The following is a 25,863-nucleotide window of genomic DNA, read 5'->3' as shown; positions in this document are numbered from 1 at the left end:
TCCCCTGGCCGAACGCGCATGAGAACAATACCGCACTTGAGCGGGTGGTCACGAACCCCTTTACGCTTGACCTCAACCTTGGTCGAGGTTGAACACTGAGGGGTATGACGCACACGACTGCCGCACCGGTCCGCGGATACCGCGACCTGAACCGTCTGATCAGCCTGATGACGGGCGACGAGAAGCACGGCCCCGCCGCCCATTCCACGCTCGATGCCCTGTGGGTGCTGTACGACCGGGTGCTGCGGGTCGCGCCCGACACCGTCGACGCCCCGGGGCGGGACCGCTTCCTGCTCTCCAAGGGGCACGGGCCGATGGCGTACTACGCCGTTCTCGCGGCGCGCGGATTCTTCGGCGAGGAACTGCTGCCCGGCTTCGGGTCCTACGACTCGCCGCTGGGGCACCACCCGGACCGGCTGCTGGTGCCGGGCGCGGAGATCGGCAGCGGGTCGCTGGGCCACGGGCTTCCGCTGGCCGTGGGGAGCGTGCTGGGGCTGCGGGCCCAGGGGCTCACCGATCCGCGGGTGTGGGTGCTGGTCGGGGACGCGGAGCTGGACGAGGGCAGCAACCACGAGGCGATCGCCTACGCCGGTCCCGCCGGGCTGGAGCAGCTGCACACCCTGGTGATCGACAACGCCTCCGCGACCCACGCGCTGCCCGGTGGCATCACCGCCCGGTTCGAGGCCGCCGGATGGTCGGCGGTGACCGTGGACGGGCGGGATCACGAGGCGCTGTACGAGGCGTTCACCACGCCGCACCCGGGGCGGCCCCTGGCCGTGGTCGCCCGCGTGGAACCCAAGCCCTGACATCCCACGAGCGACGCGTGCACGAGCCGTCGGTCCGGCTGCGCCCGGACCGGCGCGAAGACCAGCGACAACGGAGGAACATCCCCATGGACACCATGCGTGACCGCTTCATCGCCACCACCTCACAGCTCCTGGACGAGGACCCGCGGCTGGCCGTCGTACTGGCCGAGATCAGCCGCGACGGCTTCGACGCCGCCCAGCGGGCCCATCCGGACCGGGTGATCAACGTGGGCATCCGGGAGCAGCTGCTGATCGGAGCGGGCGCCGGGATGGCGCTGACCGGGATGCGGCCCCTCATCCACACCTTCGCGAGCTTCCTGGTGGAGAGGCCGTTCGAGCAGGTCAAGCTGGACCTCGGGCATCAGGGCGTGGGTGCGGTCCTGGTCAGCGCCGGAGCCTCCTACGACTGGCCGGCCGGAGGTTTCACCCATATGTCCCCGGGTGATGTGGCGCTCCTGGACACGCTCGACGACTGGACCGTGCTGGTGCCGGGCCACCCCGACGAGGCCGAGGCGCTGCTGCGGCAGGCGGTCGTGGGTGACGGCCGGGTGTACGTGCGGCTCTCGCTCCAGTCGAACCGGGAGGGGCGGCCCGTTGGCGGGCCCGGCTTCACCGTGGCGCGCGAAGGACGCGGCGGCACGGTGATCGCGGTCGGGCCGATGCTGGACAACGTCCTCGCGGCGGTCGCGGACCTGGATGTGACGGTGCTGTACGCGACGACGGTGCGCCCCTTCGACGCGGCCGGGCTGCGGCGTGCCGTCGGCGCGGGCACCGGCGCCGATGTGGTGATCGTGGAGCCGTATCTGGCGGGCACCTCGACGGCGGCGGCCAACGACGCGCTCGCGGAGCAGCCCCACCGGGTGCTCGGCCTGGGGGTGGGCCGGGCGGAGCTGCGCCGGTACGGGCAGTTGGACGAGCACATGACGGCGCACGGGCTGGACCCCCGGGGGCTGCGCGAGCGGATCACGGGATTCCTGCGGGCCTGAGCCCCGGCCCGCAAAACCCGGCGGGCCGGCCCCTCGGCCGGCCGGCACGATCCGCCGCCCGGCCTCCGCGCCGGGCGGCGCCCGCCCGTCACCCGCGGTCCCAGCGAGCCTCCGCAGACCGCGCCCGTCACCGCGCGGTCACAGCGAGCCCCGCAGACCCATTGACCCCGCGGAAGAGGTGAACCTACGCTGAACGGCGTACTCCAGAAAGCGCTTTCTACACCCCCGCAGCCGGCATCTACCGCACAGGGAGCGCCCATGAGTCATCGTCCGTTACGCCATGCCCCGTCGGGCAGACAGCCTTTGCGTGATCGCGTTCCACGCGGCCTCCCCTCGCCGCTCATCGCTCTCACCTCGCTCCTGGCGCTGATTGTCGCTCTGCTGGTGGCCACACCACCCGGAGCGCAGGCAGCGCCTTTTCGTGTCCTCGTCTACTCCGAGGTCACCAACTTCACCCATGACTCGATCCCCGCCGGAATCGCGGCGGTCAAGAAGCTCGGCGCCGAGAACGGCTTCGAGGTGGAGGCGACAGACGATTCCGCTGTCTTCAACGACACCGATCTGTCCCGCTTCCAGGCAGTCGTCTTCAACAACACCAACTCCACACCGGAGAAGGGCGATCTGCTGACTGCCGCGGAACGGGCCGCCCTGCAGAAGTACATCCGCGCGGGCGGCGGCTGGGTGGGGCTGCATGCCGCGTCCGCCAGCGAGCGGGACTGGGACTGGTACGAGGGGCTGGTCGGCGCGATATTCGACCAGCACCCGGCCGTGCAGACCGGCAGGGTGAAGGTGCTGGACCACGCGCACCCCTCCACCAAGGATCTGCCCGAACTCTGGGAGCGTACGGAGGAGTGGTACAACTGGCGCTCCAATCCGACCTCCAAGGTGCACACCCTCGCGCAGATCAAGGTGCGTGACGGCATCACCGGCCTGGACGAGGGCGTGGACCATCCGTGGTCCTGGTGCCAGAACTACGACGGCGGCCGTTCCTGGTTCACCGCGGGCGGGCACGCCGCGTCCGCGTTCCAGGAGGAGGGCTTCGTCAAGCACCTGCTGGGCGGCATCCAGTGGGCGGCGGGCGCCGAGCAGGGTGACTGCACCGCCACCCGGACCGGTTCGTTCCAGCGCACCGCGCTGGCCACCGAAGATCTCGCCGACCCGTTCGAACTGGCCGTCGCTCCCGACCGGCGGGTGTTCTTCGCCCAGCGCACCGGGAAGCTGAAGGTCATCGACCAGCAGACCATGAAGGTGTCCACGGCGCTGGACCTCGCGTACACCCCGGAGATGACCAGCCAGTCCGACGGGCTGCTCGGTCTGGCCCTCGATCCGGACTTCGCGCGGAACAACTGGCTCTATCTGCTGCACTCCGACAAGAGCGAGAAGCGGCTGAACCTGTCCCGGTTCACGGTCAACGGCAACACCGTCGACACGGCGTCGGAGAAGAGGCTGCTGACGATCCCGACCCTGCGGGGCGAGGGCCGGGCCAATTCCCATATGGCCGGTTCGCTCGCCTTCGACAAGAGCGGCAACCTGTACGCGGCGACGGGCGACAACACCGATCCCTTCGCCTCGGACGGCTTCACCCCGATCGACGAGGGTGAGGGGCGGCGAGCCTGGGACGCGCAGGGCACCTCGGGCAACACGAACGACCTGCGCGGCAAGGTCCTGCGGATCACTCCGCAGGACGACGGCACCTACACCGTGCCCGAGGACAACCTCTTCGCGCCCGGTACGCGGAAGACGCGGCCCGAGATCTACGCGATGGGGATGCGCAATCCGTTCCGGATCACCACGGACCCGGTGAGCGGTGCGCTGATGGTCGCGGACTACGGGCCGGACGCCCGGTCGGCGGTGGCGGACCGGGGACCCGAGGGAACCGTCGAGTACACCCGTATCACCGAGGCGGGCAACTTCGGCTGGCCGTACTGCGTGGGCGACAACACCCCCTTCAACGACTACGACTTCACGACGAAGAAGTCGGGCGCGAAGTTCGACTGCGCGGCGCTCGTCAACGACTCGCCGAACAACACGGGGCTGCGGGAACTCCCGCCCGCCCAGCCGGCCACGGTCTGGTACGCCTACTCCGCGTCCCCCGAGTTCCCGGAGCTGGGCACCGGAGGCGGCGGCCCGATGAGCGGTCCGGTCTACGACTACGACCCGGCGAACACGTACCGCACCAAGTTCCCCGAGTACTTCGAGGGGAAGTGGCTGAACTACGAACTGACACGGCGCTGGTTCAAGACGTTCTCGTTCCAGCAGAAGGACCAGACGTTCACCGATCCCCGGTTCGCACCCGCCAGGGCCGGTGATCTCCAGTCGGTCAACGGCATCTTCGAGGACATGGCGTGGAACCAGCCCTTCGACGCGGACTTCGGTCCCGACGGGGCGCTGTACGTCATCGACTTCGGGCTCGGCAGCGGCACCGGACGCGGCGGCAGCAACGAGGGGGCGGGCATCTACCGGATCGACTACGTCGGTGACGGCCGGCTGCCCGACGCCAAGGTCTCCACCGACCGGGACAACGGCCCGGCACCGCTCACCGTCGCCTTCTCCAGCGCGGGTTCCGGCCTCCCGGACGATCGGCCGGTCTCCTACGCCTGGGACTTCGACGGAAACGGCAGCACCGACTCGACGGAGGCGAACCCCTCGTACACCTACCGGGCCAAGGGGCTGTTCACGGCGCGCCTGACGGTCACCGGCCCCGGCGGGCTGACGGGGCTGGCGGTGCGGGACATCACCGTCGGCAACACGCGGCCCGAGGTGACGATCCAGCACCCCCCGAAAGGCGGGATGTTCAGCTTCGGCGACACCGTCCCGTTCACCGTGAAGGTGAAGGACAAGGAGGACGGGCGCAGCGGTCCGATCGACTGCTCGCGCGTGGTGGTGCAGTCCCAGCTCGGCCATGACACCCATCTGCATCCGCTCGACAACTACACCGGCTGCACGGGCGAGATCGTCACGGATGCCGGGGACAGCCACGGTCCGGGCCAGAACCTCTACTACGGGATCACCGCCCAGTACGAGGACAAGGGCGCCCCGGGCGCCCCCGCGCTCACCGGCTCCACCTCGCTGACGCTGCGCACCACGTTCCGGGAGGCCGAGCACTTCACGGCGACCGGTGGCACCCACGACGGTGTCGTGGTCGGCAGCCGGGCGGACGCCTCCGGCGGAAAGCGGCTGACCGAGATCGAGGACGGGGACTGGATCGCCCTCGATCCGGTCAGCCTCAAGGGCATCGGCTCGGTGACGGTCGGCGCGGCCTCCGGCGGCATCGGTGGCAGCGTCGAATTCCGGGCGGGCTCCCCGGCCGGCCGGCTGCTCGGCACGGTGAACGTCCCGAACACCGGCGGCTGGGGCAGCGTCGTCTCGCCCACGACGGCGCTGAAGGACCCGGGTGGCACCACCAAGCTCTACGCGGTGTTCACGAATCCGGAGTGGAGCAGCGAGAAGGCCGACCTGTTCGCGGTCGACTGGCTGCACTTCAACGGTCCGGGCGTCGAGAAGAGGCCCGGCACGAACGTCACGGTGAAGGCTGCCCCGGCAACGGGCACCGCACCCCTGACCGTGGCGCTGAGCAGTGCGGTCGTGCCGGTGGCGGGGCGCGAAATCGCCTCGTACCACTGGGACTTCGGCGACAACGCCGCACCTGCTGGGGCCGAGGGGGCGAGCGCGAAGCACACCTATGGCCGCAAGGGCGCCTACACCGCGCGTCTGACCGTCACCGACGACAAGGGGGATACGAGCACCGGTTCCGTTCGCATCGACGTGAGGTGAGAGGAGAAGCCATGAACAGCACACGCAGAGCGTTCCTCGGTACCGCCCTGGGAGTCGCCGCGGCCACCGTCCCCGGCACCCTCCCGGCAGCCGCCGTCGGAGCGGGACACCACCGGCGCATCCCCCGGTCCGGGATCGGCATGCACCTCTACACCATGCGCACGGCGCTGGCGACGGACTTCAGGGGCACGCTGGAGCGGCTGGCGGAGATCGGTTACGCCACGGTCGGGGTGAGCGGCCGGCACGGCAACAGCGCGTCCGCCATCCGCCGCATGCTCGACGGGACCCGCCTCAGGGCCGTGCTCGAACACGTCGGCTACGACATCGTGCGGGGGGCCGGGCTGCCGCAGGCGCTGGAGGACATCCACACACTCGGCGGGAAGTGGATCGTCGTGCCCAGCCTGCCGGGCACGCTGCACTCTCCGGCGGGATACCGGGAGGTGGCGAAGGAGTTCAACAGGGCGGGGCTGGCCGCCCGTGAGTCCGGGCTGAAGCTGCTGTACCACAACCACGGCAGCGACCACGAGGTGGTGGACGGGGTGAGCCTGTACGACATCCTGCTCACCGAGACCGATCCCGAGCTGGTCGGCTTCGAGCTGGATCTGTACTGGGCGGCCAACGGCGGCGCCTCCGCCCCGGGCGAACTCTTCGTACGCCATCCGCGGCGCTTCCCCGCGCTGCATGTGAAGGACATGGCGCCGAACGGGGACTTCGCCGATGTCGGATCGGGAGTGCTGGACTTTCCCGCCATGTTCGACACGGCACGGCAGGGCGGGGTGAGGCAGTGGCTGGTGGAGCACGACTCACCGGCCGATCCGTTCGCGTCGGCGCTGGCCAGTTACCGGTATCTGGCGCGGCTGCGGTACTGAGCGGACGAAGCACGGTCCGGCCCCGGGTGTCTCGCGGCGCCCGGGGCCGGACCACCGTGTCCCTCGCGACACCCGGCGCCGGACCGTACCCGGTGTCTCAGTCGTGGGCCGAGACCGCGCCCAGGAGGTCGCGGATGTGCCCGGCGGCCTCGCGGAACTCCGGGCGGCCCAGCGTCCGGCCGTAGTCCCGCTCCGCGGGCAGCCCGACCTCGATGATCTCCTGGATCGTGCCCGGCCGTGGGCTCATCACCACCACGCGGTCCGCCAGGTAGACGGCCTCCGAGATCGAGTGGGTGACCAGCAGCACCGTGGTGCCGGTGTCCCGCCAGATGCGGTGGAGCTCGGTGTTCATCTGCTCCCGGGTGAGGGCGTCCAGCGCCCCGAACGGCTCGTCCATCAGCAGGACCGGCGGTTCGTGCAGCAACGCGCGGCACAGGGCGACCCGTTGCTGCATCCCTCCCGACAGCTCGTGCGGATAGGCGTCCTCGAAGCCCGTCAGACCCGTCATCCGGATCAGTTCGTCGGCCCGCCCGCGTGCCCGCGCCGCGGGCATTCTGCGGATCTCCGCCTGGAGCAGGATGTTGCGCAGCGCCGATCTCCATTCCAGCAGGGCGGCGCGCTGGAACACATAACCGATGTCGTGCCGTGGCCCCTCGACCCGCTCCGCACCGAGCCGTACCTCCCCCGAGGACGCCTTGAGCAGTCCCGCGACCAGCTTGAGCAGGGTCGACTTGCCGCATCCCGAGGGCCCGACGATGGCGACGAACTCGCCGGGGCGCACATCGAGCGAGACCTCGCTCAGGGCCGTGACGTCACGTTTCCTGCTGCGGAAACGGACCGCCACGCCGGTCAGGGAGACCGCGGCGGCGGGCGACAGTACGTCGGTCACGGCCGAGTGCGTCGCGTTCGTGTCCGGCATCGTCATCCCTTCAGCGCCGTCTTCTGGTCCCAGTACTCCGACACCGCCCCGGGCTCGGTGACCATGCCCGCCTCGGCGAACACGTCGATGGTCTGCTGCCAGTCCGCCTCGGTGTTGACCCCGGGGGCCTTGTCCTTCGTCGCCTCCGTGTGGAGCAGGGTGAGGGTGGTGCGGAACTGGTCCGCCAGGACCGTCTTCGGCGGCAGTTGTTCCGAGGCCCCGTCCATCGCCGCGACCGCCGGGCCGGGTGCCTTCTCCGCCGCCGCCCACGACTCGCTGACGGCCCGCACCATGCGCCCGGCCAGATCGGGCTCGGACGCGAGGATCCGCTGTCCGGCGAGCAGACCGTTGGAGTAGAAGTTCAGTCCGTTCTCGGAGAAGCGCAGATACGAGACGGGCTTCTTGGCCTTGTCCTGCATGGTGGGTCCCTGGTCGCTGGCGTAGCCCAGCAGCCCGTCGGTCCGTCCCGAGATCACGGCGGCGATCTTGCCCGCGGGGTCGGTGTTCTGGACCGTGACGTCCGACGCGCCGATGCTGTTCTTCTTCAGGAAGATCGGGAACGTCTTGGAGAGCGCGTCACCGGCCGTCCCGGCGATCGTCCTCCCCTTCAGGTCGGCGGGCGACTGAATGCCCTTGGCGTCGAAGGACTGCACCGACGCGGGGGTGGTCTGGAGGAAGACGCCGAGGCTCTTCACCTTCACTCCCTGGTCCACGCCCGCCAGCAGGGCGGGGGTGTCCGCCCAGCCGAAGTCGGTCTGGCCCGCGGCGGTCGCCTGCACGGTCTTCTGCGAGCCCTGGCCCGCCCGGATGTCCAGGTCGATGCCGTGCTTCTCGAAGATCTTCTGCTGCTCGCCGTAGTAGAACGGTGCGTGTTCGCCGTACGGATACCAGTTGAGCGTCAGCGTGACCCTGTCCAGTTTCCGGCCGGAGTCACTGGTGGTGGTCGATGTGCCGTTGCCACCGCAGGCCGTGGCCACCAGGGCGAGGGGGACGACACCGATCAGGAGTCTGCGCGCATGCATGGGCTGGCCCTTCTCGCGACGAGGTCAGTACGAGGTGGTGGCTGAGCTGTCCCGGCGGCTGGCGTGCCAGGGCAGGAGGAGCTTCTCCGCGATCTCGACGACGACGAAGAGGACGACGCCGATCAGGGACATCACGAGCAGTCCCGCGAAGAGCATCGGGGTGTCGAGGTTGCCGTTGGCCTGGAGGATCACATAGCCGAGTCCCTCGTTCGCGCCGACGAACTCGCCGACGACGGCACCGGTCACGGCCAGCGTGACGGCGACCTTGAGGCCCGAGAAGAGATGCGGGAGGGAGGCCGGGAAGCGGATCTTGAGGAAGGTCTGCCAGGGCTTGGCGCCCATCGTCGCCGACAGCTGGAGCATCTCCGGATCGACGGCCTTCAGGCCGGTGACCATCGAGATCACCACCGGGAAGAAGGCGATGAGGACGGCGATGAGGATCTTCGGCGTGATCCCGAAACCCAGCCAGACCACGAACAGCGGAGCGATGGCGATCTTGGGTACGACCTGGGCGAACAGCAGGATCGGATAGAGGGTGCGCTCGACGGTCGCGGAGTACACCATGACGACGGCCGCCAGCACGCCGACGACGACCGCGATCACGAAACCGAGCAGGGTCTCGTACGTGGTGACCCAGCTGTGCTGCCACAGATAGTCCGTCCTGCCGGTCAGCACATCGAGGGTCGCGCCGGGTGACGGTACGAGATACGGCTCGACCAGTTCGGCCGCCGAGATCACCCACCAGGCGGCGAAGCAGACCAGCAGCAGGGCGACGGGGCGCCAGCTCCGCTCGGCCGCCCGGCCGAGCCGCTCCCCCGCCGACGGTCCCGGCCTTCTGGCAACTCCCGCCACATCAGGGGGGCTTTTGGCCAACGCGCTCTGGGTCACTGTGAACTCCCTGCACTTCGGGGGCAGTTGTGGAGAGCTGTGCGATCCTGCGGTGCCGGAGAAGGCGCTTTCAGAAAGCGCTTTCTGGTAGGGTTGCCGCCACGCTAATGACTGTCCGTACGCACGGTCAATAGGTCGTCCCGAAGTTTCGGGGCCCTGCCACCACCGCACCCCCGGGGGTCGAGTTGAGTGAACGGGAAGCACCGGCCCGCCCGGAGCAGCGACGCCGCGGAACGGCCCATGTGACGCTCGACGCCGTGGCCCGCGAGGCCCGGGTCTCGCTCGCCACCGCCTCACGTGTCCTCAACGGCACCGCCCGGGTCCGCGAGGATCTGAGCCAGCGGGTGCGCACGGCGGCCGGCCTGCTCGGCTACACCCCGAACGCGCACGCCCAGGCCCTGGCCGGTGCCGACGGCAACCGCACGGTGGGGGTGATCTGCCACGACGTCAGCGACCCCTACTTCGCGGCCATCGCCAGCGGGGTGATGCGGGCGGCCGCGGAGCGGAACCTGCTGGTGATGCTGGCCTCCACGTTCCGGGAGCCGGCCCGGGAGATCCGTTACGTCTCCCTGCTGCGGGCGCAGCGCGCGCGGGCCATCCTGCTGATCGGCTCCGGGTTCCAGGACCGGGCCTGGGAGCGCGCGATGGACGCCGAACTGGAGCCGTACGTAGGCGCGGGCGGGCGGGTGGCCGTGGTCAGCCGGCACCGGAGTCTGCGGGTGGACACCGTGCAGCCGGAGAACCGGGCGGGTGCGGCGGCCCTCGCCCGGACGCTGGTGGGGCTGGGGCACCGGACCTTCGCGGTGCTCACCGGGCCGCCCGGGCTGACGACGGTCGCCGACCGGCTCGGCGGGTTCCGGGAAGGGCTCGCCGAGTCGGGCATCCCGCTCGGCCGGGTGGTGGCGGGTGCCTTCACCCGCGACGGCGGGTATGCCGCGGCGCGTCAACTGCTTTCGGCCGGGGCGCCGTTGCCGACCTGTGTGTTCGCGGTGACCGATGTGATGGCCGTGGGCGCGCTGGCCGCCCTGCGGGAGGCGGGACTGCGGGTGCCCGAGGACGTGTCGCTCGCGGGGTTCGACGACATTCCCCTCGTACGGGAGCTGACCCCGCCGCTCACCACGGTGGCGCTGCCGCTCACCGCGATGGGCGAGAGCGTGATCGCGCTGGCGCTCCGGGAACCGACGGGGACCGGCCGGTCCCGGGTGCTGCGGATCGAGGGGGACGTGGTGCTGCGGGGCAGTACGGGGGCGCCGCCGAGCGGATGACGGGCCGGCCGGGGCGGCCCGGCGCCCGAGGGGAGGACGCGCCCTGTGGCGGGCCGGGTGCCCACGGCCCCGTACAGGCGAGGTGGGCGTACGCGCACGGGGCCGGGCCGGGCGCACACGCGGAGGTGCGCGCCGGCCGGCCCTCAGCGCCTGCCGCGCCGTGGCGTCCACACAGACACGCGGACGTGCGCGCCGGCCGGCGCCGGGGCGGTGGTCAGTCCTCGCGGACCTGGCCCCGTTCGAAGTACGCCGCCAGTTCCGGGTCCAGCGCGGGCACCCGGGCCGGGGTGCCGCCGTCGCGCAGCGAGGCCGTGGCGTGCACCCCCGCGGCGACCGCCATCCGGGCCGCCACCGGTGAGGTGTCCGTACGACCCCCCTCCCGGACGAACCGCAGGAACTCGTCCACCAGCAGCGGATCGGCGCCGCCGTGCCCGGCGTTGTCCTCGGCGGCCGGGATCTCGTGGATCTCGTCCGCGTCCGGGCGGTAGCCGGAGCGCCGGGTGTTCCAGACCTTCACACAGCCGCCGGGGCCGTCGCCGAAGTTCTCCAGCCGGCCCGCGTCGCCGATGACGGTGTAGTTGCGCCAGTAGTCGGGGGTGAAATGGCACTGCTGGTAGGAGGCCAGCACACCGTTGTCGAGGCGCATGTTGAGCAGGGACACGTCCTCGACGTCGATGACGGGGTTGAGCGCCCGCTGGGTGTGCGGGGGCCAGCGGCCGTCCTTGGTGTACCAGTCGTCGGCCTTGGGCTCCCCCGGCTCGCGGCGGTGCGGGTTGTCGCCGTAGACCATCAGGTCGCCGAGGGCCTGGACGTCCTTCGCGTAGCCGCCCGCGAGCCAGTGCAGGACGTCGATGTCGTGGGCGGCCTTCTGGAGCAGCAGCCCGGTCGTGTACCGGCGTTCGGCGTGCCAGTCCTTGAAGTACCAGTCGCCGCCGTAGCCGACGAAGTGCCGGATCCAGACCGTCTTGATCTCGCCGATGGCGCCGTCCCGGATCAGGTCGCGCATCAGTCGGACGACGGGCATGTGGCGCATGTTGTGGCCGATGTAGAGCCGGGTGCCGGTCTCGTACGCCGTGCGCAGGATCGTGTCGCAGCGCTCGACGCTGATGTCGAGGGGCTTCTCCACGAAGACCGGCTTGCCCGCCCGGAGCGCTTCGCAGGCCAGGTCGGCGTGGGTGTGGTCGGGGGTGAGGACCAGGACCGCGTCGATGTCCGGGGCCTCGATGACCGCGCGGTGGTCACTGGACAGGGTCGCGCCGGGGAAGGCCGTGGCCGCCTCCGCACGGGCGCGCGGGTCCGGTTCCGCCAGCGCGGTGACGCGGGAGCCGGAGCCCGGCCGGTGGGCGGTGCGGGCGAGTGAGCCGCGCAGGCCGTAGCCGAGCACGCCGATGCGGAGGTCGGTCATGGGGACTTCCTTCGTTGTTCCGTGGTGCGTGGTGGTCGGTGTCAGGGGTGGACGAGGACCTGGGAGAGGGCCACGCGTCCGGCACCCCGGGCCATGATCCGCACGGTGCGGGTGCCGCTGTCCAGGTCCAGGACGGTCGGGCGCAGGGACTTCCCGCTGACATGGATGGTCCGGTCGTCCGTGATGACGTCGAAGTCCGCCGTCGTGGAGGAGGCGTTGTTCCAGATCTCGATCTGCCGGACGCGCCGCTTCGTGCCGAGGTCGACCTGCCACCAGGCGCCCGCCTCGGCGAGCGTGCGGGTGTCGGTGTTGGTGTCGGCGTCCAGGGCGAGGGCGGCGGTGGCCGCACCCTCGGTCGAGGACTGGGTCGCCGTGCCGCTGCGGGCCAGGTCGGTGCGCAGTTGCTCGACGCGCCCGCCGTGGGCACCGGCCCGGGAGGCGACGGCGAGTGCGGCGGCCGGCAGCCGGTCGAGCCCGGTGAGGTTGTCCGTCATGACGGAGCCGGTGCCGCCGAGGGCGGGGGCCGCGGTGTCGGTCCAGTTGCCGCGGGCGGTGTTCCGGATTCCGTAGTCCGCCCAGTTGGAGACCCACTTGTAGCCGATGCGGGTGATGACGTTCTTCTCGACGAGGATGTGCGAGGACTGCTCGTCGAGGTAGATGCCGTTGCCGTCGCGCTCGGTGTTGCCGAAGGCGGAACGGTTGATGTAGTTCCCGGACAGGACGGTGCCGGGCTGGGCGCCCTGGGTGTAGATCGCGCCGCCGTCGTGCTGTTCCTGGGCGACTTCCATCACGTCGGTGATGCGGTTGTCCGTCACCCTGTTGTCGCGCAGGACGGACTTCTGGGCCTCGGGCTGGTTCCAGCCCCAGCCGACGGAGATCCCGGAGTACGGCAGGTGTCGCAGGGTGTTGTGGTCGACGGTCAGCTCGGCCTCGTACCCGGCCCAGATGCCCACCGAGTCGGTGTACTCGACGCCGGAGCGGTGGATCGTGTTGTACGAGACGGTGTTCCGCTCCCCCGCGAGGGCCGTGCCGGGCAGCGGCTCGGTGTCGCCGACGTACACCGCGCCGGAGGACAGGTCGGTGAAGGCGGACCGGGTCAGGGTGCTGTCCTTGGTGCCCGCTTCGAGGATCGCGCCCGCTCCGCCGAGGTGGTCGAAGCGCGCGCCGTCGATGCTGACGCGCTGTCCGCCGCGCACGGTGAGTGCGGCGGCGGGCTTGGTGTAGTAGCGGCCCGCGTGGTCGACGGGGCCCGTCGCGCCGGTCAGGGTGAGACCGGCCTGCATGCCCGCGTAGCCCTCGTCGGTGCCGGGCTGACGGTAGGCCGCGTAGGCGAATCCGATGCCGCTGACGGCGATGTCGTGGGCGCCGTCCAGGACGAGGAGCTGCTCGGTGTGCGGGGTGACCGCCTGGGCGCGGCGCATGTTCTCGCCCTTGCGCGGCAGGTAGGTGACGGTCCGGTCCTGCGAGTTCCAGGTGAACTCACCCGGTGTGTCGAGGAGTTCGGGGGCGTTCTCGAAGAAGGCGACGCCGCTGTAGCGGGTGGAGTCGACGGTGGTGGAGTCCCAGGCGGGACCGGTGCGGTCGGTGCCGCTCGCGGAGTTGGTCCAGCAGGGCTGGGCGAAGGTCATGATGTCGCCGCTGACGCCCGCGATCCGGCAGTGGTAGTTGCGCCAGCGGACCCTGACCACGGCTTCGGCGTCGGTGGGGCGCTGCCACTGGGCGATGCCGGTGGCGTTCGCGCCGGTCATCCCGGTCGTGGTGGCATCGCAGACGGCGGCCGCGCAGGCCCCGCCCCGTGCCCTGACCGCCCGTTCGCCGTCGATGAAGAGCTGGCGCGGGGTGACTCCGGCCGGTACGGACGCGGTCCAGGTGCGGTCGGCGTTGCGCTGCCATCCGGTGAGGTCCCGGCCGCCGGACAGTACGGGGCGGGCGCCGGGGGCCGCGGCCCAGGTGACGGTGCGGCCGTTCTTCCCGGAGTCGTCGGCGCCGAGCTTCAGGGGCTCCGCGAGCCGGTACGTACCGCCCTTGAGGAGCACCCGGACGTCCCGGCCGCTCTCGGTGCGGGCGAGGTCCCGGGCGCCTTCGAGGGTGCAGGGGCGGGAGACCGTACAGGAGGTGCCGCGCCCGTCGGGGGCCGCGTACAGGGTGTGGGCCCCGGGGGCGGCCTGGGCGGTGGGGGCGGCGAGGAGTGCCGCGAGGAAGGCGGTGGTGGCGGCTGCGGCGGTTCCTCGCAGGATGTGCGCGGTGCGGTTCACGCGGTGGCCTTCCAGTCGGGGTGGCCGGGCATGGGCGGGTTGACGGCTCCGAAGAGCCAGTCGCGCAGGAACGGGTCGAGCGACTTCCTGCCGGTGACCTTGACGGTGTGCCGGATGAAGTCCTCGCTGGAGACGTTGCGGTCCTTGAAGCGCTCGGGCCACAGCCGCATCACCCGGTCGAAGTCCCGGTCGCCGATCTGCCGGCGCAGGGCGTAGAGGACCAGGGCGCCGCCGTCGTAGATGTTGGTCCCGCCGAGCGCCTTGGGCAGTCCGGGCGGGCCGTCCTTGGCGCGGATCGCGTCGAGCTTGCCGTAGGTGGCCTTCATCTTGTCGGCGAGGACGGACCAGCCGCGCTCCTCGCCGTACACGGCGGCGTAGTAGACGGCGGGGCCCTCGTTCAGCCATGCCTGCTGCCAGTCGGCGGGGGTGACCGAGTCGCCCCACCACTGGTGGACCAGCTCGTGGACCATGGTGGTCTCATAGCCGGGGTGGCCGTCGGGGTGGGGTTTGAACCAGTTGGTGGAGAAGAGGGAGAGGGTCTGGTTCTCCAGGGCGTCGGTGTAGCCGTCGTAGATGTGGACGCCGTAGACGGAGAACGGGTAGCGGCCGAACTTCGCCTCGCACCAGGCCAGATGGTCGGCCGTCCGGGCGACGATCGGGGCGTACGTGTCCTCCAGGCCCTGGGGCACGATGTGCCGGAGCGGCAGGCCGCGGTGGCCGGTGCCGTACAGATAGGTGCCCTTGACGACGGCGATGCCGATCAGTTCGGTCGCCATCCGCTCGCGGAGCGCGAAGTGCCAGACGGTGGAGCCGTCGGCGCGCGGGGTCCGGTGCAGCAGTTCGCCGTTGGCGGTGGCGACGAAGCCCTTGGGGGCGCTGATGTGGAAGGTCCAGGTCGCCTTGTCCGACGGGGTGTCGTTGCAGGGCAGGAAGGTGTCGGCGCGGGAGGACTGGGCGGCGGAGGCGAATCCGCCGTCGGTGCCGAACTTCCATCCGGTGAGGCCGAGCCGGGGTGCCTTGCCGTTGCCCCGGTAGCGGACCTCGACGGTGAACGCCTGTCCGTCGCGCAGGGGGCGGGCGGGGGTGACGGTGAGTTCCTGGCCGCTCCGGCCGGCCGTGATCGCCCAGGTGGCCGCCCGGCCCTGGACGGTGATGGCCTCGATGGTGTGGCCGTCGGTGTCCAGGTTGAACGCGGACAGGTCCTGGGTGGCGCGGGCGTTCATCCTCACGGCGGCGGTGAAGTCGTACGTCACCGGGGTGAAGTCGAAGGTGAGGTCGTAGTGGAGGACCTGGTAGCCGCCGTTGCCGAGGGTCGGGAAGAGCGGGTCGCCGACGCCGTCCGCGCCGGGCTTCGGGTCGAAGCGGTGCGGGCGTGCCGCGGCGGGCGTACCGAGGACGGGTACGGCCACGGCCGCGGCGACCGCCGTGCCCGCGAGTCTGAGGGCGGAGCGTCGCGTCGTCACTTCTTCCCCTTCTGGAACGCCTCTTCGAACTCGCCGCGGGCCTGCTCGCCGCCCTTGGCCAGGTAGTCCTTGACGAGCTGGTCGTAGGCGGACATGGGCTTGCGGCCCGCGACGATGTCCTTGAGCGCGTCCTGCTTGAACGAGTAGAGACTGCCGTAGCCCTTGGAGTCCCAGGTGGGCGAGGAGTACTGGAGCGTCGGGTCCTGCTCCATCATCGGGATCATCCTGGTGAAGGCCTCGTGGACGTGGCGGACGCCCTGCTCGGAGTCGGCGCTGTAGATCGCGGGGACGGCCGAGGCCATGAACTTCCACGGCACGGTGACGTCCTGGGTGCCCTGCTTGGTGAGCGTCGGGTTGCCCTTGGCGTCGCGGGTGAAGTCGGTTCCTTCGACGCCGTAGTTGATGAGGGTGTACTCCTGGCTGCCGAAGGGCGAGGCGGCGAAGTCCGCCAGCGCGAGGACCTGCCGGACCCGCTCGCCGGACGCCTTCTTCAGATGGGTGTTCTCCAGCTTGACGTTGTCCATCCAGGCGACGGCTCCGGTGCCGAACGGGACGAAGGGCCGCGGGTCGTACGTCTTGTCGATCGCCTTCATGGCGGCGATGTAGCCGACGCCGGGCGCCAGGTAGGTGGGCATGCCGTCGTAGACGTACGCCCCCTTGCCGTTCTTGAACATGTCCGTGTACTGGGCCTTCTGCGCCCCGGACATCTGGAGGGTGCCCGGGTAGTAGCAGCCCGCCTTGTACAGCGAGCGGGCCGTCTCGATGGCGAGGCGGTACTCGGGGGTCTCCAGGTCGGTGGTGAACTTCCCGGTCTTCGCGTCCATCCGCCAGGCGTAGGGCGCGCCCGCCGACATCGCGAGGACGTTGTTGGCGCCCGCGATGATCGCGTACTGGTCCTTCTTGGGGCGGGTCAGTTCCTTGCACGCCTCGACGAACCGGTCCAGGCCGGTGATCTGGTCGAGGTTCGTGATGCCGATCTCCTCGAAGAGATCGTGGCGGTAGAAGCCGGCGCCGCCGGTGCCGGTGCGGGCGATCGGGACACCGTAGAGCTTGCCGCCGAAGATGGCGGCCTGCCAGGCGCCCTTCGGGATCGCGGCGAGGTTCGGGTAGTCCTTGATCTTGTCCCCGGCCAGGTACGGGGTCAGGTCGGCGCACTTGGCCTGGAGGAAGGCGGACTTGTTGTCGACGCCACCGACCTCGGGGTACATGAAGAGGTCGGGCAGGCTGTCGCTGGCCACCATCGTGGAGAACTTGGTGCCGTAGTCGTCGGCGGGGACGGCGGTGATGTTCACCTCGCCGCCGAGGAGCTTCTCGATGCTCTGCCATGCGGCGTTCTTGCCCCGCGCGGGCGGCGGCGGCGAGAAGGTCTCCATGGTCGCGCTGATCGGTGCCGCCCCCTTGAGCGGGGTGTTCTTCGTCGCGCGCAGCGGCTTGGCCGGGTAGCCGAAGAAGCCCTGCGGCACTCCGGCGGCGGTACCGGCCAGGTCGGGCTTGAGTCCGATGTTGCGGATCGCCGTGGTGGGCAGCAGCGAGGCGCTCTTGGCCTCCGCCTTGGCGACGGTGCCGCCGTCGCCGCAGGCGGCGAGCAGTGGGGCGGCGGCAAGCCCGAGACCCAGGCCCGCTCCCATACGGAACAGGGATCTGCGGTTGATGGGGGTGGAGCTCGACACGGAATCTCCTTGGGTGAAGGGAGGAAAAGGCCGGGAAGGTCGCGTTCAGCCCTTGATGGCGCCGGTGAGCACGCCCTTGGTGAAGTAGCGCTGGAGGAAGGGGTAGACGAGCAGGATCGGCACGACGGCGATCACGAGGACGGCCATCTGTACGGCCTGCTGCGGGGCGAGGGCCTCACCGGCCGAGGCGCTGTTGAGGCTCTGGCCCTGGAGGACATAGGTCCGCAGCACCATGGGCAGCGGCCACTTGTCGGAGTCGTTGAGATACAGGAGCGCGTTGAAGAAGGCGTTCCAGTACGTCACGGCGTAGAAGAGGCTGATCACGGCGAGGACGGCCTTGGACAGCGGCAGGACGATCCGCACGAGGATGCGGAAGTCTCCGGCGCCGTCGACCTTCGCGGCGTCGTACAGCTCCTCCGGCAGGTTCATGAAGAAGGAGCGCAGGACGACCAGGTTGAAGGCGCTGACCAGGGTGGGCATGACGAGCGCCGCGTAGGTGTCGTACAGCCCCAGGCCCTTGATCAGGAGGAAGTTGGGGATGATGCCCGCGTTGAAGAGCATCGTGAACAGCGCGATCATCAGGATGAAGCGGGAGCCGGTGACGTCCCGGCGGGAGAGCCCGTAGGCCATGCCGACCGTGACGAGCAGACTGGCCAGGGTGCCGACGAGCGTGATGCCGATGCTGACGAACAGCGCCCGGGTGACGACGCCGCCGGTGAAGATGGTGCGGTAGGCGTCGAGGGTGGGGTGGTCGGGCCACAGGACGAGCCCGGTGGAGCGGATGATGTCGCTCTGCGAGGCGAAGCTCGTGCCGATGACGCCGAGCAGCGGGTAGGCGACGGCGGCGACCACGACGACGATGGCGAGGCCCTTGGCGAACTGGCCGAGCCGGGTGGGCCGCTCCATCCATGGCGGCCGGCCGTCGGACTTCGCACCGCGCGCGGTACGGGTGGGTCGGAGGGTCTTCTTCGCCGGTGCCGTGGGGACGGGCTTGGCGGGCGGCTTCTCAGCGGTCAGCACCGCGGTACACCCCTTCGTGGCCGAGGCGGTGGGCGAACTTGTTGGCGCCCAGGACGAGTGCGGTACCGATGACCGCCTTGACGAGTCCGACGGCGGCGGCGACGCCCCAGTCGTTGTCCTTGATGCCGTGGTAGTAGACGTAGGTGTCCAGGACTTCACCGGCGTCCGGGCCGACCGCGTCGCGCTGGAGCAGGATCTGCTCGAAGCCGACGGAGAGGATCTGCCCGAGGTTGAGGATGAGCAGCAGGATCAGGACCGGGGCGATACCGGGCAGGGTGACGTGCCAGAGCCGTCGCCGGGGTCCCGCGCCGTCGATGGCGGCGGCCTCGTACTGCTGCTTGTCGATGTTCAGCAGGGCGGCCAGGATGATGATCGTGCCCCAGCCTGCGTCCTTCCAGGCCACCTGGAGGGTGAGCAGCCAGGGGAAGACGTCGGGGTCGCTCATCATGTCGTAGCGCGGGAGACCCAGTTGTCCCAGGACGTCGGGCAGGAGCCCGGCGCCGCCCAGGATCTGCTGGAAGATCGAGACGATGATGACCCAGCCGATGAAGTGCGGCAGATAGACGACGCTCTGCACGAAGCGCCGCAGCCGCTCGCTGACGATGCTGTTGAGCAGCAGCGCCAGGGCGATCGGGATGGGGAAGAAGAACACCAGCTGGACGAGGGCGATCTCCAGGGTGTTGAAGGTCGCGGACCAGAAGGCCGCGTCACCGAACGCCGCCGTGAAGTTGGCGAAGCCGACCCAGACGCTGTGCATGTAGCCGAGGTAGGGCTGGTAGTCCTGGAACGCCACCACGTACCCGAGCAGCGGGATGTAGTGGAAGACGATGAAGTACAGCAGACCGGGCAGCGTCAGCAGAAGCATCACCCGGTCCCGCTTGAGGCGCTGCCGGAGCGTCAGGCGGTGCGGTACGGGGGCCGGCCGCCCGGCGGGCGAGGCGTTCGACGGTGCGGGTTCTTCGGCCCCCTTCCGCCGTTTTGACCGCTTCTGCCGCGGCAGCGGGGGTGCTGTTTCAGCCATGGTGCGTCCTGTTCGGCTGGGTGGCGCGTGGTGAGCCTTCTGCCGCCGCAAGTTAGTAAGCGGTTAACCCATAGGTCAAGAGATCTGAGAGAAAGCCCGCGATACGGGATCATCACGAGATCAATTCCGGGGGCACAGAACCCCTAAATCCCCTATCAAATAGGGCAATCAACAGGGACCGCCGCTTGACGCTCGACCATCCGGGTCCTTAGCGTGCCGGTCATTCCATAGAACGCGATTACTGTCCGGAGGCAGGGTGCGAACCACCGAAGAGGCACCGGCTCGGTCCGATGCCGATGCCGCGACACCGCCCCCCGAGCGGCCGCGCACGGTCCTGGTCATGAGCCCCGGACTGCTGGACGACGTCTTCCCACCACCCGTACGGGCCCGGCTGGAGGAGACCGCCGACCTGCACAACCCCGCGGTGATCAGTGAGTTCGACTCCGCGCAGGCCGCGGAGGCGCTGGCCGGCGCGGAGGTGCTGCTGACCGGCTGGGGCTGCCCGCCGGTGGACGCCGCCCTGCTGGACCGGGCGCCCCGGCTGCGGGCCGTGATCCACGCGGCGGGCACGGTGAAGACGTTTCTGTCGCCCGACGCGTTCGACCGCGGCATCGCCGTCTCCTCGGCCGCGGCGGCCAACGCCGTACCGGTCGCGGAGTACACGCTCGCCGCGATCATCATGGGCGCCAAGCGGGTCTTCCCGCTGGCCGAGCTGTTCCGCACCCGGCGCACCCACCGCACCGGCGCCGACCTCGACCGGCAGCACTGGCTCGGCACGCACGGGCTGACCATCGGCGTCGTCGGCGCCTCCAGGATCGGCCGCCGCGTCATCGAACTGCTCCGGGTCCTGGACGCCGACGTGCTCCTGTACGACCCCTACGTCGGCCCGGCCGAGGCGGAACTGCTCGGCGTCACCCCGGCCGACCTGGACACCCTGGTGGCGACGAGCGACGTGGTCACCGTGCACGCCCCGGACACCCCGGAGACCCGTGGGCTGATCGACGCACGCCGGATCGGCCTGATGCGCCCCGGCACCCTGCTGGTCAACACCGCGCGCGGCCCGCTGGTGGACACCGAGGCGCTGACCGGACACCTGGTCAGCGGACGGCTCGACGCGGTCCTGGACGTCACCTTCCCCGAACCGCTGCCGCCCGGCCACCCGCTGTGGGACCTGCCGAACGTCTTCATCACCCCGCACCTGGCGGGCGCCCAGGGCAACGAGGTCGGGCGCCTGGGCGCACTCGCCGTCGACGAACTGGCGCGGTACGCGGCCGGATCACCCTTCGCCCACCCGGTGCACCGGGCCGACCTGGGGAGGATCGCATGAACCCCACCCCCGCACAGGCTCTAGGCTCGGCGTCACACAACAGCCAGCAGGGGGTGAGCCGGATGCGCCGGCAGAGCACGGCCGCGGACGGACAGCGGCGGGCGACGGTCACCGATGTGGCACGGCGCGCGGGAGTCTCCACGGCAACCGTCTCCCGGGTCCTGAACCGCAACTACCCGGTGGCCGAGGCCACTCGGGTGCGGGTCGAGGCCGCCATGCGCGACCTCGGCTATGTGGTCAACGCCCACGCCCGCGCGCTGGCCGGGGTCTCCAACCGCACCGTCGGCATCATCGTCAACGAGGTCATCGACCCGTTCTACGCCTACATCGCCCGGGGCGTGGAGCGCGAGGCGGCGCTCGGCGGCCGGCTCTGCCTGGTCTGCTGCACCCAGGGCGACCCTCAGCGCGAGCTGGCCTTCATCGACCTGATGCACGAGCGCCGCGCGGACGCGGTGGTGGTGGTCGGCGGCAGCATCGCCGACCGCGGCTACACCTCCGAACTGGCCCGCCGGGCACGGGAGCTGGACGCGGGCGGCTCCAAGCTGGTGCTGTGCGGAAGACCGCCGCTGGACGAGCCGGCGCCGACCGTGGCGGTCGAGTACGACAACGAGGGCGGCGCCTTCGCCATCACCGACCACCTCCTGACGCAGGGCCATGAGCGGATCCTCTACCTGGGCGGCCCGCCCAAGCTCTCCACCACCCGTGACCGGCTGGCCGGGCATCTGCGGGCCCTGGAGCTGCGCGGCGTGACGCGGGACCCGGACCTGGTGCAGCCCGGCGCGTTCAGCCGCAACTTCGGCTTCCGCAGGATGAGCGAACTCCTGCGGGAGGGACTGGACTTCACGGCCGTCTTCGCCGCCAACGACATGGTGGCGGCGGGAGCCGCGCAGGCCCTGGAGGAGGCCGGGCTGCGGGTGCCCAAGGACGTCTCCCTGGTGGGGTACGACGACATCCCGGTAGCCCAGGAGCTACGGCCCCGGCTGACCACGGTCCACGTACCGCTGGAGGAGATGGGCCGGCAGGCGGTGCGCCTCGCGGTCTCCGGCGGGGACGACGACGACTGGCGCGAGCCGACGACGGGTGCGCTGCGGCTCGGCACCCACATCGTGGTACGCGATTCCGTGGCACCGAGGCCGGGGCGAAGCGGTCGGGCGTGACCGGTTACCGAACGCCGGACGGCGCTCGGCCATAGTAAATCGTAGTAACTTCCCGACTCCCCTTGCGGCTTCATAGCAACCGCTTACATGCTGACGGCGGGTTCACCACCCCCGCACGCTTTGGCCCCTCACTCATTTCTGCAGGGAGAGTTCCGCATGCGCTTCTCCGCTTCAGCCGCCACGGATGCCACCGCTGCCGCCGCAGCCACCCCCGTCGGCCGTCGTTCCGTCCTCGCCGCGGCGGCCGGCGCCGGGGCCCTGGCCGCGCTCGGCGCCGCGGCAGCCCCGGCGTCCGCCCAGGGTTCCGCGCACGCCCACGGCTCCGCGTCCGCCCACCGGCCGGTCGGGGTGACCGTGACCGCCCGCCCCGCCGCCGAGACCGAGCGGCTGCGTCTCGCACAGGCCCTGCGCGGCAGCGAGTTCACGCCCACCGGCCGCTATGTGCCGCCCGGCGCCCCGCTGAGCCTCACCGTCCAGCCGCACGACGGTGCCGTGCCCACGCTCTGGATCGGCGCCTGGGACTACTACGGCGAGATCAAGGAACCCCGCAGCTACCCGCTCACGGCGGGCGCGAACACCGTCACCGACCCGCACGGCGGCCCGGTCTACCTCACCCTCGCCGGGGACGGCGAACGGGCGGGCGTGGTGTTCCGGTCCGGCTCGTCCGCCATGCCCGTCTTCACCCTGGGAAGCACCCGGGAGGCCGAGTACCAGCGGCAGTTGGACACCCTGACGGCCTCTCCGTACGTCGAGCTCCACGCACCGCACACGATCATGACGCTCACCCGCGAGGGCGCGCTGCTGTACCGCGGCGAGGACCACGCCGCCCTGCTGCGGCTGGTCGAGCAGATCATCGACTCGGCCGCCCGGATCAGCGGTCTCGACGGTTCGAAGCCGGTCCACCGGCGCAAGTCGGGGCCGTACCACTTCACCGAGGTCAGCAAGGTCCCCACCGGCGTCGGCGCCTACGCGACGCACGGGTACAACGGCTTCCCGCGCGCCTACCTCGACCGGGCGACCACCGTGGAGGGGCTGCGCACCCGCGGCTGGGGGCTCTACCACGAGCTCGGCCACCTCCACCAGCAGATGGCGTACAAGCCGGGCGGCCTCACCGAGGTCACGGTGAACATCTACTCGCTGGCCGCCCAGCGGGCCCTGCGGCAGCCCTCCAACCTCCTCACCGTCGACCCGGTGACCGGCCTCACCGCCTTCCAGACGTCGCGGGCCAAGTTCGGCACGGCCGGGCTGACCTACGAGAAGTCCTTCGGCGCCTACGAGAAGCTCGTCCCGCTCCGACAGCTCGAACTGGCCTTCGGCGACGACTTCTGGCCCCGGCTGCACCGACTCGTGCGCGAGGAGAACCCGCAGTCCGACTACACGGAGAACGCCAAGCGCTACCGGGCACTGGCCACCTACTCCAGCCGCGTCGCGGGCCACGACCTCACCGACTTCTTCATCGGCACCTGGGCGTTCCCGATCGACGCCACCGGGAAGGCCGAGCTGGCCGCGCTGAACCTGCCGAAGCCGCCCGTCGACCCGAGCACCCTCAGCGACTGACCGCGCGGAAGAGAAGCAGACAAGGAACCAGCATGGATCTGAGCAGAAGAACTCTTCTCGCCGTCACCGGTGCCACGGCCGCCACCGCGCTCGTCACGGCGGCGGGACCCGCCGCCGCCACCGGGCGCTCCGGCGGCGCGGCGGCCGAACCCGGCTTCGGCACCCTCCTCCAACGGGCCGAAACCCTCCTCACCGGCGGCGCGTTCGACCCGTCCGACAGCGATTTCGCCGCCGCGGTCGCCGCGCTCGACACCACGGCGCGCGGCCTCTGGGACACCCTCGACCGCGCCCCTGTCCGTACCGCGCTGTGGCCGGACCTCGCCCCGGTCACCGACGCCGGCAACTTCGGCCAGAGCTACACCCGGCTGCGCACCCTCGCCACCGCCTGGGCCACCCCCGGCACCTCGCTCGCCGCCGACGCGGAGGTGGCCGACGCCCTCGTCGCCGCACTGCGCTTCGTCCACGACACCGCCTACAACCCCGCCAAGCCGGAGAAGGGCAACTGGTGGTTCTGGGAGATCGGTGCGCCGCGCGCCCTGATGGACTGCTGCGTGCTGCTGCGCGAGAGGCTGCCCGCCGCCGATCTGGCGGCCCATCTCGCGGTCGTCGACCGGTTCTGCCCGGACGCGGACCGGCGTACCAACTCCCCCACGCTCGCCGAGACCGGCGCCAACCGCACCGACAAGGCCGTGATCGTCGCCCTGCGGGGACTGCTGGGGGGGAACGCGGACAAGCTGGTCTCGGCCCGGGACGCCCTGTCCGACGTACGCGACGGAGGCCGCAACAGCCTCTTCCGGTACGCCGCTTCGGGTGACGGGTTCTACGAGGACGGTTCGTTCGTCCAGCACGATGTGGTCGCGTACACCGGTTCGTACGGCACGGTGCTGCTGAGCGGCTCGGCCTGTCTGCTCGCGCTGCTGGCCGGTTCGCCGTGGGCCGTCGCCGATCCGGCGGTCTCGGTGATGTACGAGGCGGTCGAGCGGTCCTTCACTCCGGTGATCTTCGACGGGCTGATGATGGACGCGGTGCGCGGCCGGGCGGTGTCCCGGGAGCGGGCCGGTGACCACCGGGACGGTGCCTCGGCCGTGGCGGCGATCCTGCTGCTGGCCTCGGGTGCGCCCGAGGCGTACGCCGACCGCTGGCGCTCCGTCGCCAAGGGCTGGCTGACCCGCAACCGCACCGCACCCTTCGCCTCGTTCGCCTCGCTCCCCCAGCTCGCCCTGGCCAAAGCGGTCCTGAGCGACCGCGCTGTACCGACCGGGCACCGCACCACCGGCTCGTACGTCTTCGCCGACATGGACCGGGTGGTCCACCGGCGGCCGGGCTGGGCGTACACCCTGTCGCTGTCCTCGAAACGGATCTCGGCCTACGAGGCGGGCAACGGCGAGAACCTGCACGGCTGGTACACCGGCGACGGCATGACCTATCTCTACGACGCCGATGACCTGGGGCAGTTCAACGACGGTTTCTGGCCCACCGTCGACCCGTACCGGCTGCCCGGCACGACCGTCGACACCCGGCGGCGCACCGATCTCGGCACCGGCGCGGGCACGTCCACCTACCGGCCCTCCAACGCAGTCGCGGGCGGCGCGGTCCTCCACGCCCGGTACGCCGCCGCGGCCATGGAGCTCGTCGGCGCCCCGGGCACGACGCTGCGGGCGAAGAAGTCGTGGTTCCTGCTCGACAACGCGGTGATCGCGCTCGGCGCGGGCATCACCTCGCGCGACGGGCAGCCGGTCGAGACGGTCGTCGAGAACCGCAACCTCGGTACGGACGGCCGTCATCGGCTGGTCGTGGACGGCGTCCGGCAACCCCTCGCACAGGGCTGGTCCAAGGAGTTCGGCCGGGCCCGCTGGGCGCACATCGAGGGCGTGGGCGGCTATGTGCTGCCCGACGGCGCCGCGCTGCACGCCCTGCGCGAGGAACGCACCGGCACCTGGCGCGCTCTCAACACCGGAGCGGACACCGGAGGTTCGACCACACCGGTCACCCGCCGCTATCTCACGCTGTGGGCCGATCACGGGGCCTCCCCCACCGACGCGGGGTACGCCCATGTCCTGCTGCCCGGGGCATCGGCCGCCGCCACGGCCGTCTGGTCGCACTCCCGGCCGGTGCGGGTCCTCGCCAACGACGCCACCGCGCAGGCGGTGGAGGTGCGCCGGCACGGACTGACGGCGGTGAACTTCTGGGCCGCGGGCACCGCGGGCGGCATCACCTCGTCCGGTCCCGCGTCGGTCCTGGTGCGGCGCCACGGCTCCCGCGTCTCGGTCGCCGTCGCGGACCCGGGCCGTACCCTCACCGGTCTCACCATCGAACTGCCGCACCATGTGCGTACGGTGGCGAGCGCCGATGACACCGTGAGCGTGGTGCCGGGCCGCCGTCCGGTCCTGACCGTGGCGGTCGGTGGCTCCCGCGGCCATACCCACCGCGCCGAACTCGTCCAGTAACCCACACCAGAG

Annotated in this window: 18 protein-coding genes; 9 read left to right on the top strand and 9 right to left on the bottom strand. The window is 70.9% G+C overall.

Annotated elements, in window-relative coordinates:
• The first annotated feature begins 104 nt into the window (after window positions 1-104).
• The 4 genes from OG251_RS34545 (at window position 105) to OG251_RS34530 (ending at window position 6,435) form a co-directional block, all read left to right on the top strand.
• Window positions 105-806, top strand: a complete 702-nt coding sequence (locus OG251_RS34545) for a transketolase (protein ID WP_326680788.1) — start codon at window positions 105-107, stop codon at window positions 804-806.
• An 86-nt stretch (window positions 807-892) separates the two neighbouring features.
• On the top strand, window positions 893-1,792 hold the full coding sequence (locus tag OG251_RS34540; RefSeq protein ID WP_326680787.1) for a transketolase family protein: 900 nt from the start codon (window positions 893-895) through the stop codon (window positions 1,790-1,792).
• 258 nt (window positions 1,793-2,050) lie between these two features.
• Window positions 2,051-5,566, top strand: coding sequence for a ThuA domain-containing protein (locus tag OG251_RS34535; RefSeq protein WP_442818398.1), 3,516 nt, complete (start codon window positions 2,051-2,053; stop codon window positions 5,564-5,566).
• Window positions 5,567-5,577: 11 nt separating this feature from the next.
• Entirely contained in the window at window positions 5,578-6,435 is an 858-nt protein-coding gene (locus OG251_RS34530; protein WP_326680785.1) for a sugar phosphate isomerase/epimerase family protein, read from the top strand.
• 97 nt (window positions 6,436-6,532) lie between these two features.
• Here OG251_RS34530 and OG251_RS34525 read toward each other — a convergent pair whose 3' ends face one another.
• Genes OG251_RS34525 through OG251_RS34515 form a run of 3 tightly spaced genes read right to left on the bottom strand, consistent with a single transcriptional unit; the run spans window position 6,533 to window position 9,264 of the window.
• Window positions 6,533-7,354, bottom strand: coding sequence for an ABC transporter ATP-binding protein (locus tag OG251_RS34525; RefSeq protein ID WP_326680784.1), 822 nt, complete (start codon window positions 7,352-7,354; stop codon window positions 6,533-6,535).
• A gap of 2 nt (window positions 7,355-7,356) precedes the next feature.
• Complete coding sequence (locus tag OG251_RS34520; RefSeq protein WP_326680782.1) at window positions 7,357-8,376, bottom strand: ABC transporter substrate-binding protein; 1,020 nt, start codon at window positions 8,374-8,376, stop codon at window positions 7,357-7,359.
• Window positions 8,377-8,400: 24 nt separating this feature from the next.
• Window positions 8,401-9,264, bottom strand: a complete 864-nt coding sequence (locus tag OG251_RS34515) for an ABC transporter permease (RefSeq protein WP_326680781.1) — start codon at window positions 9,262-9,264, stop codon at window positions 8,401-8,403.
• Window positions 9,265-9,506: 242 nt separating this feature from the next.
• Between OG251_RS34515 and OG251_RS34510 the strand changes: the two genes are divergently transcribed.
• On the top strand, window positions 9,507-10,529 hold the full coding sequence (locus OG251_RS34510) for a LacI family DNA-binding transcriptional regulator (protein ID WP_326681521.1): 1,023 nt from the start codon (window positions 9,507-9,509) through the stop codon (window positions 10,527-10,529).
• A gap of 214 nt (window positions 10,530-10,743) precedes the next feature.
• Here OG251_RS34510 and OG251_RS34505 read toward each other — a convergent pair whose 3' ends face one another.
• From OG251_RS34505 to OG251_RS34480, 6 genes are all read right to left on the bottom strand, one after another.
• Window positions 10,744-11,934, bottom strand: coding sequence for a Gfo/Idh/MocA family protein (locus OG251_RS34505; protein WP_326680780.1), 1,191 nt, complete (start codon window positions 11,932-11,934; stop codon window positions 10,744-10,746).
• A gap of 41 nt (window positions 11,935-11,975) precedes the next feature.
• Complete coding sequence (locus tag OG251_RS34500) at window positions 11,976-14,189, bottom strand: right-handed parallel beta-helix repeat-containing protein (protein ID WP_326680779.1); 2,214 nt, start codon at window positions 14,187-14,189, stop codon at window positions 11,976-11,978.
• On the bottom strand, window positions 14,186-15,652 hold the full coding sequence (locus OG251_RS34495; protein WP_326680778.1) for a M1 family metallopeptidase: 1,467 nt from the start codon (window positions 15,650-15,652) through the stop codon (window positions 14,186-14,188). Before OG251_RS34495 ends, OG251_RS34500 begins: the two co-directional genes overlap by 4 nt.
• Window positions 15,649-17,322, bottom strand: a complete 1,674-nt coding sequence (locus tag OG251_RS34490; RefSeq protein WP_326680777.1) for an extracellular solute-binding protein — start codon at window positions 17,320-17,322, stop codon at window positions 15,649-15,651. Before OG251_RS34490 ends, OG251_RS34495 begins: the two co-directional genes overlap by 4 nt.
• A 45-nt stretch (window positions 17,323-17,367) precedes the next feature.
• Entirely contained in the window at window positions 17,368-18,228 is an 861-nt protein-coding gene (locus tag OG251_RS34485) for a carbohydrate ABC transporter permease (RefSeq protein ID WP_073719926.1), read from the bottom strand.
• A gap of 100 nt (window positions 18,229-18,328) precedes the next feature.
• Window positions 18,329-19,363, bottom strand: coding sequence for an ABC transporter permease (locus OG251_RS34480; protein WP_326680776.1), 1,035 nt, complete (start codon window positions 19,361-19,363; stop codon window positions 18,329-18,331).
• Window positions 19,364-19,703: 340 nt separating this feature from the next.
• Between OG251_RS34480 and OG251_RS34475 the strand changes: the two genes are divergently transcribed.
• The 4 genes from OG251_RS34475 (at window position 19,704) to OG251_RS34460 (ending at window position 25,851) form a co-directional block, all read left to right on the top strand.
• Complete coding sequence (locus tag OG251_RS34475) at window positions 19,704-20,690, top strand: hydroxyacid dehydrogenase (protein ID WP_073719927.1); 987 nt, start codon at window positions 19,704-19,706, stop codon at window positions 20,688-20,690.
• Between the two features lie 62 nt (window positions 20,691-20,752).
• A complete protein-coding gene (locus OG251_RS34470; RefSeq protein WP_326681520.1) occupies window positions 20,753-21,847 on the top strand; it encodes a LacI family DNA-binding transcriptional regulator in 1,095 nt (364 codons plus the stop codon).
• A gap of 156 nt (window positions 21,848-22,003) precedes the next feature.
• Window positions 22,004-23,404, top strand: a complete 1,401-nt coding sequence (locus tag OG251_RS34465; protein ID WP_326680775.1) for a M60 family metallopeptidase — start codon at window positions 22,004-22,006, stop codon at window positions 23,402-23,404.
• A gap of 32 nt (window positions 23,405-23,436) precedes the next feature.
• Complete coding sequence (locus OG251_RS34460; RefSeq protein ID WP_326680774.1) at window positions 23,437-25,851, top strand: polysaccharide lyase 8 family protein; 2,415 nt, start codon at window positions 23,437-23,439, stop codon at window positions 25,849-25,851.
• Window positions 25,852-25,863 lie beyond the last annotated feature (12 nt).

The organism is Streptomyces sp. NBC_01237, from assembly GCF_035917275.1.
Classification (GTDB): domain Bacteria; phylum Actinomycetota; class Actinomycetes; order Streptomycetales; family Streptomycetaceae; genus Streptomyces.
The sequence above is the reverse complement of the archived record's forward strand: the minus strand, read 5'-3'. Positions and strand labels throughout refer to the sequence as shown.

Coding starts and splice junctions, on each gene's coding strand:
- OG251_RS34475 (WP_073719927.1), top strand. CDS start 19,704: ATGAGCCCCGGACTGCTGGACGACGTCTTCCCACCACCCGTACGGGCC.
- OG251_RS34505 (WP_326680780.1), bottom strand. CDS start 11,934: ATGACCGACCTCCGCATCGGCGTGCTCGGCTACGGCCTGCGCGGCTCA.
- OG251_RS34520 (WP_326680782.1), bottom strand. CDS start 8,376: ATGCATGCGCGCAGACTCCTGATCGGTGTCGTCCCCCTCGCCCTGGTG.
- OG251_RS34535 (WP_442818398.1), top strand. CDS start 2,051: ATGAGTCATCGTCCGTTACGCCATGCCCCGTCGGGCAGACAGCCTTTG.
- OG251_RS34530 (WP_326680785.1), top strand. CDS start 5,578: ATGAACAGCACACGCAGAGCGTTCCTCGGTACCGCCCTGGGAGTCGCC.
- OG251_RS34540 (WP_326680787.1), top strand. CDS start 893: ATGGACACCATGCGTGACCGCTTCATCGCCACCACCTCACAGCTCCTG.
- OG251_RS34545 (WP_326680788.1), top strand. CDS start 105: ATGACGCACACGACTGCCGCACCGGTCCGCGGATACCGCGACCTGAAC.
- OG251_RS34465 (WP_326680775.1), top strand. CDS start 22,004: ATGCGCTTCTCCGCTTCAGCCGCCACGGATGCCACCGCTGCCGCCGCA.
- OG251_RS34485 (WP_073719926.1), bottom strand. CDS start 18,228: ATGGAGCGGCCCACCCGGCTCGGCCAGTTCGCCAAGGGCCTCGCCATC.
- OG251_RS34460 (WP_326680774.1), top strand. CDS start 23,437: ATGGATCTGAGCAGAAGAACTCTTCTCGCCGTCACCGGTGCCACGGCC.
- OG251_RS34525 (WP_326680784.1), bottom strand. CDS start 7,354: ATGCCGGACACGAACGCGACGCACTCGGCCGTGACCGACGTACTGTCG.
- OG251_RS34480 (WP_326680776.1), bottom strand. CDS start 19,363: ATGGCTGAAACAGCACCCCCGCTGCCGCGGCAGAAGCGGTCAAAACGG.
- OG251_RS34470 (WP_326681520.1), top strand. CDS start 20,753: ATGCGCCGGCAGAGCACGGCCGCGGACGGACAGCGGCGGGCGACGGTC.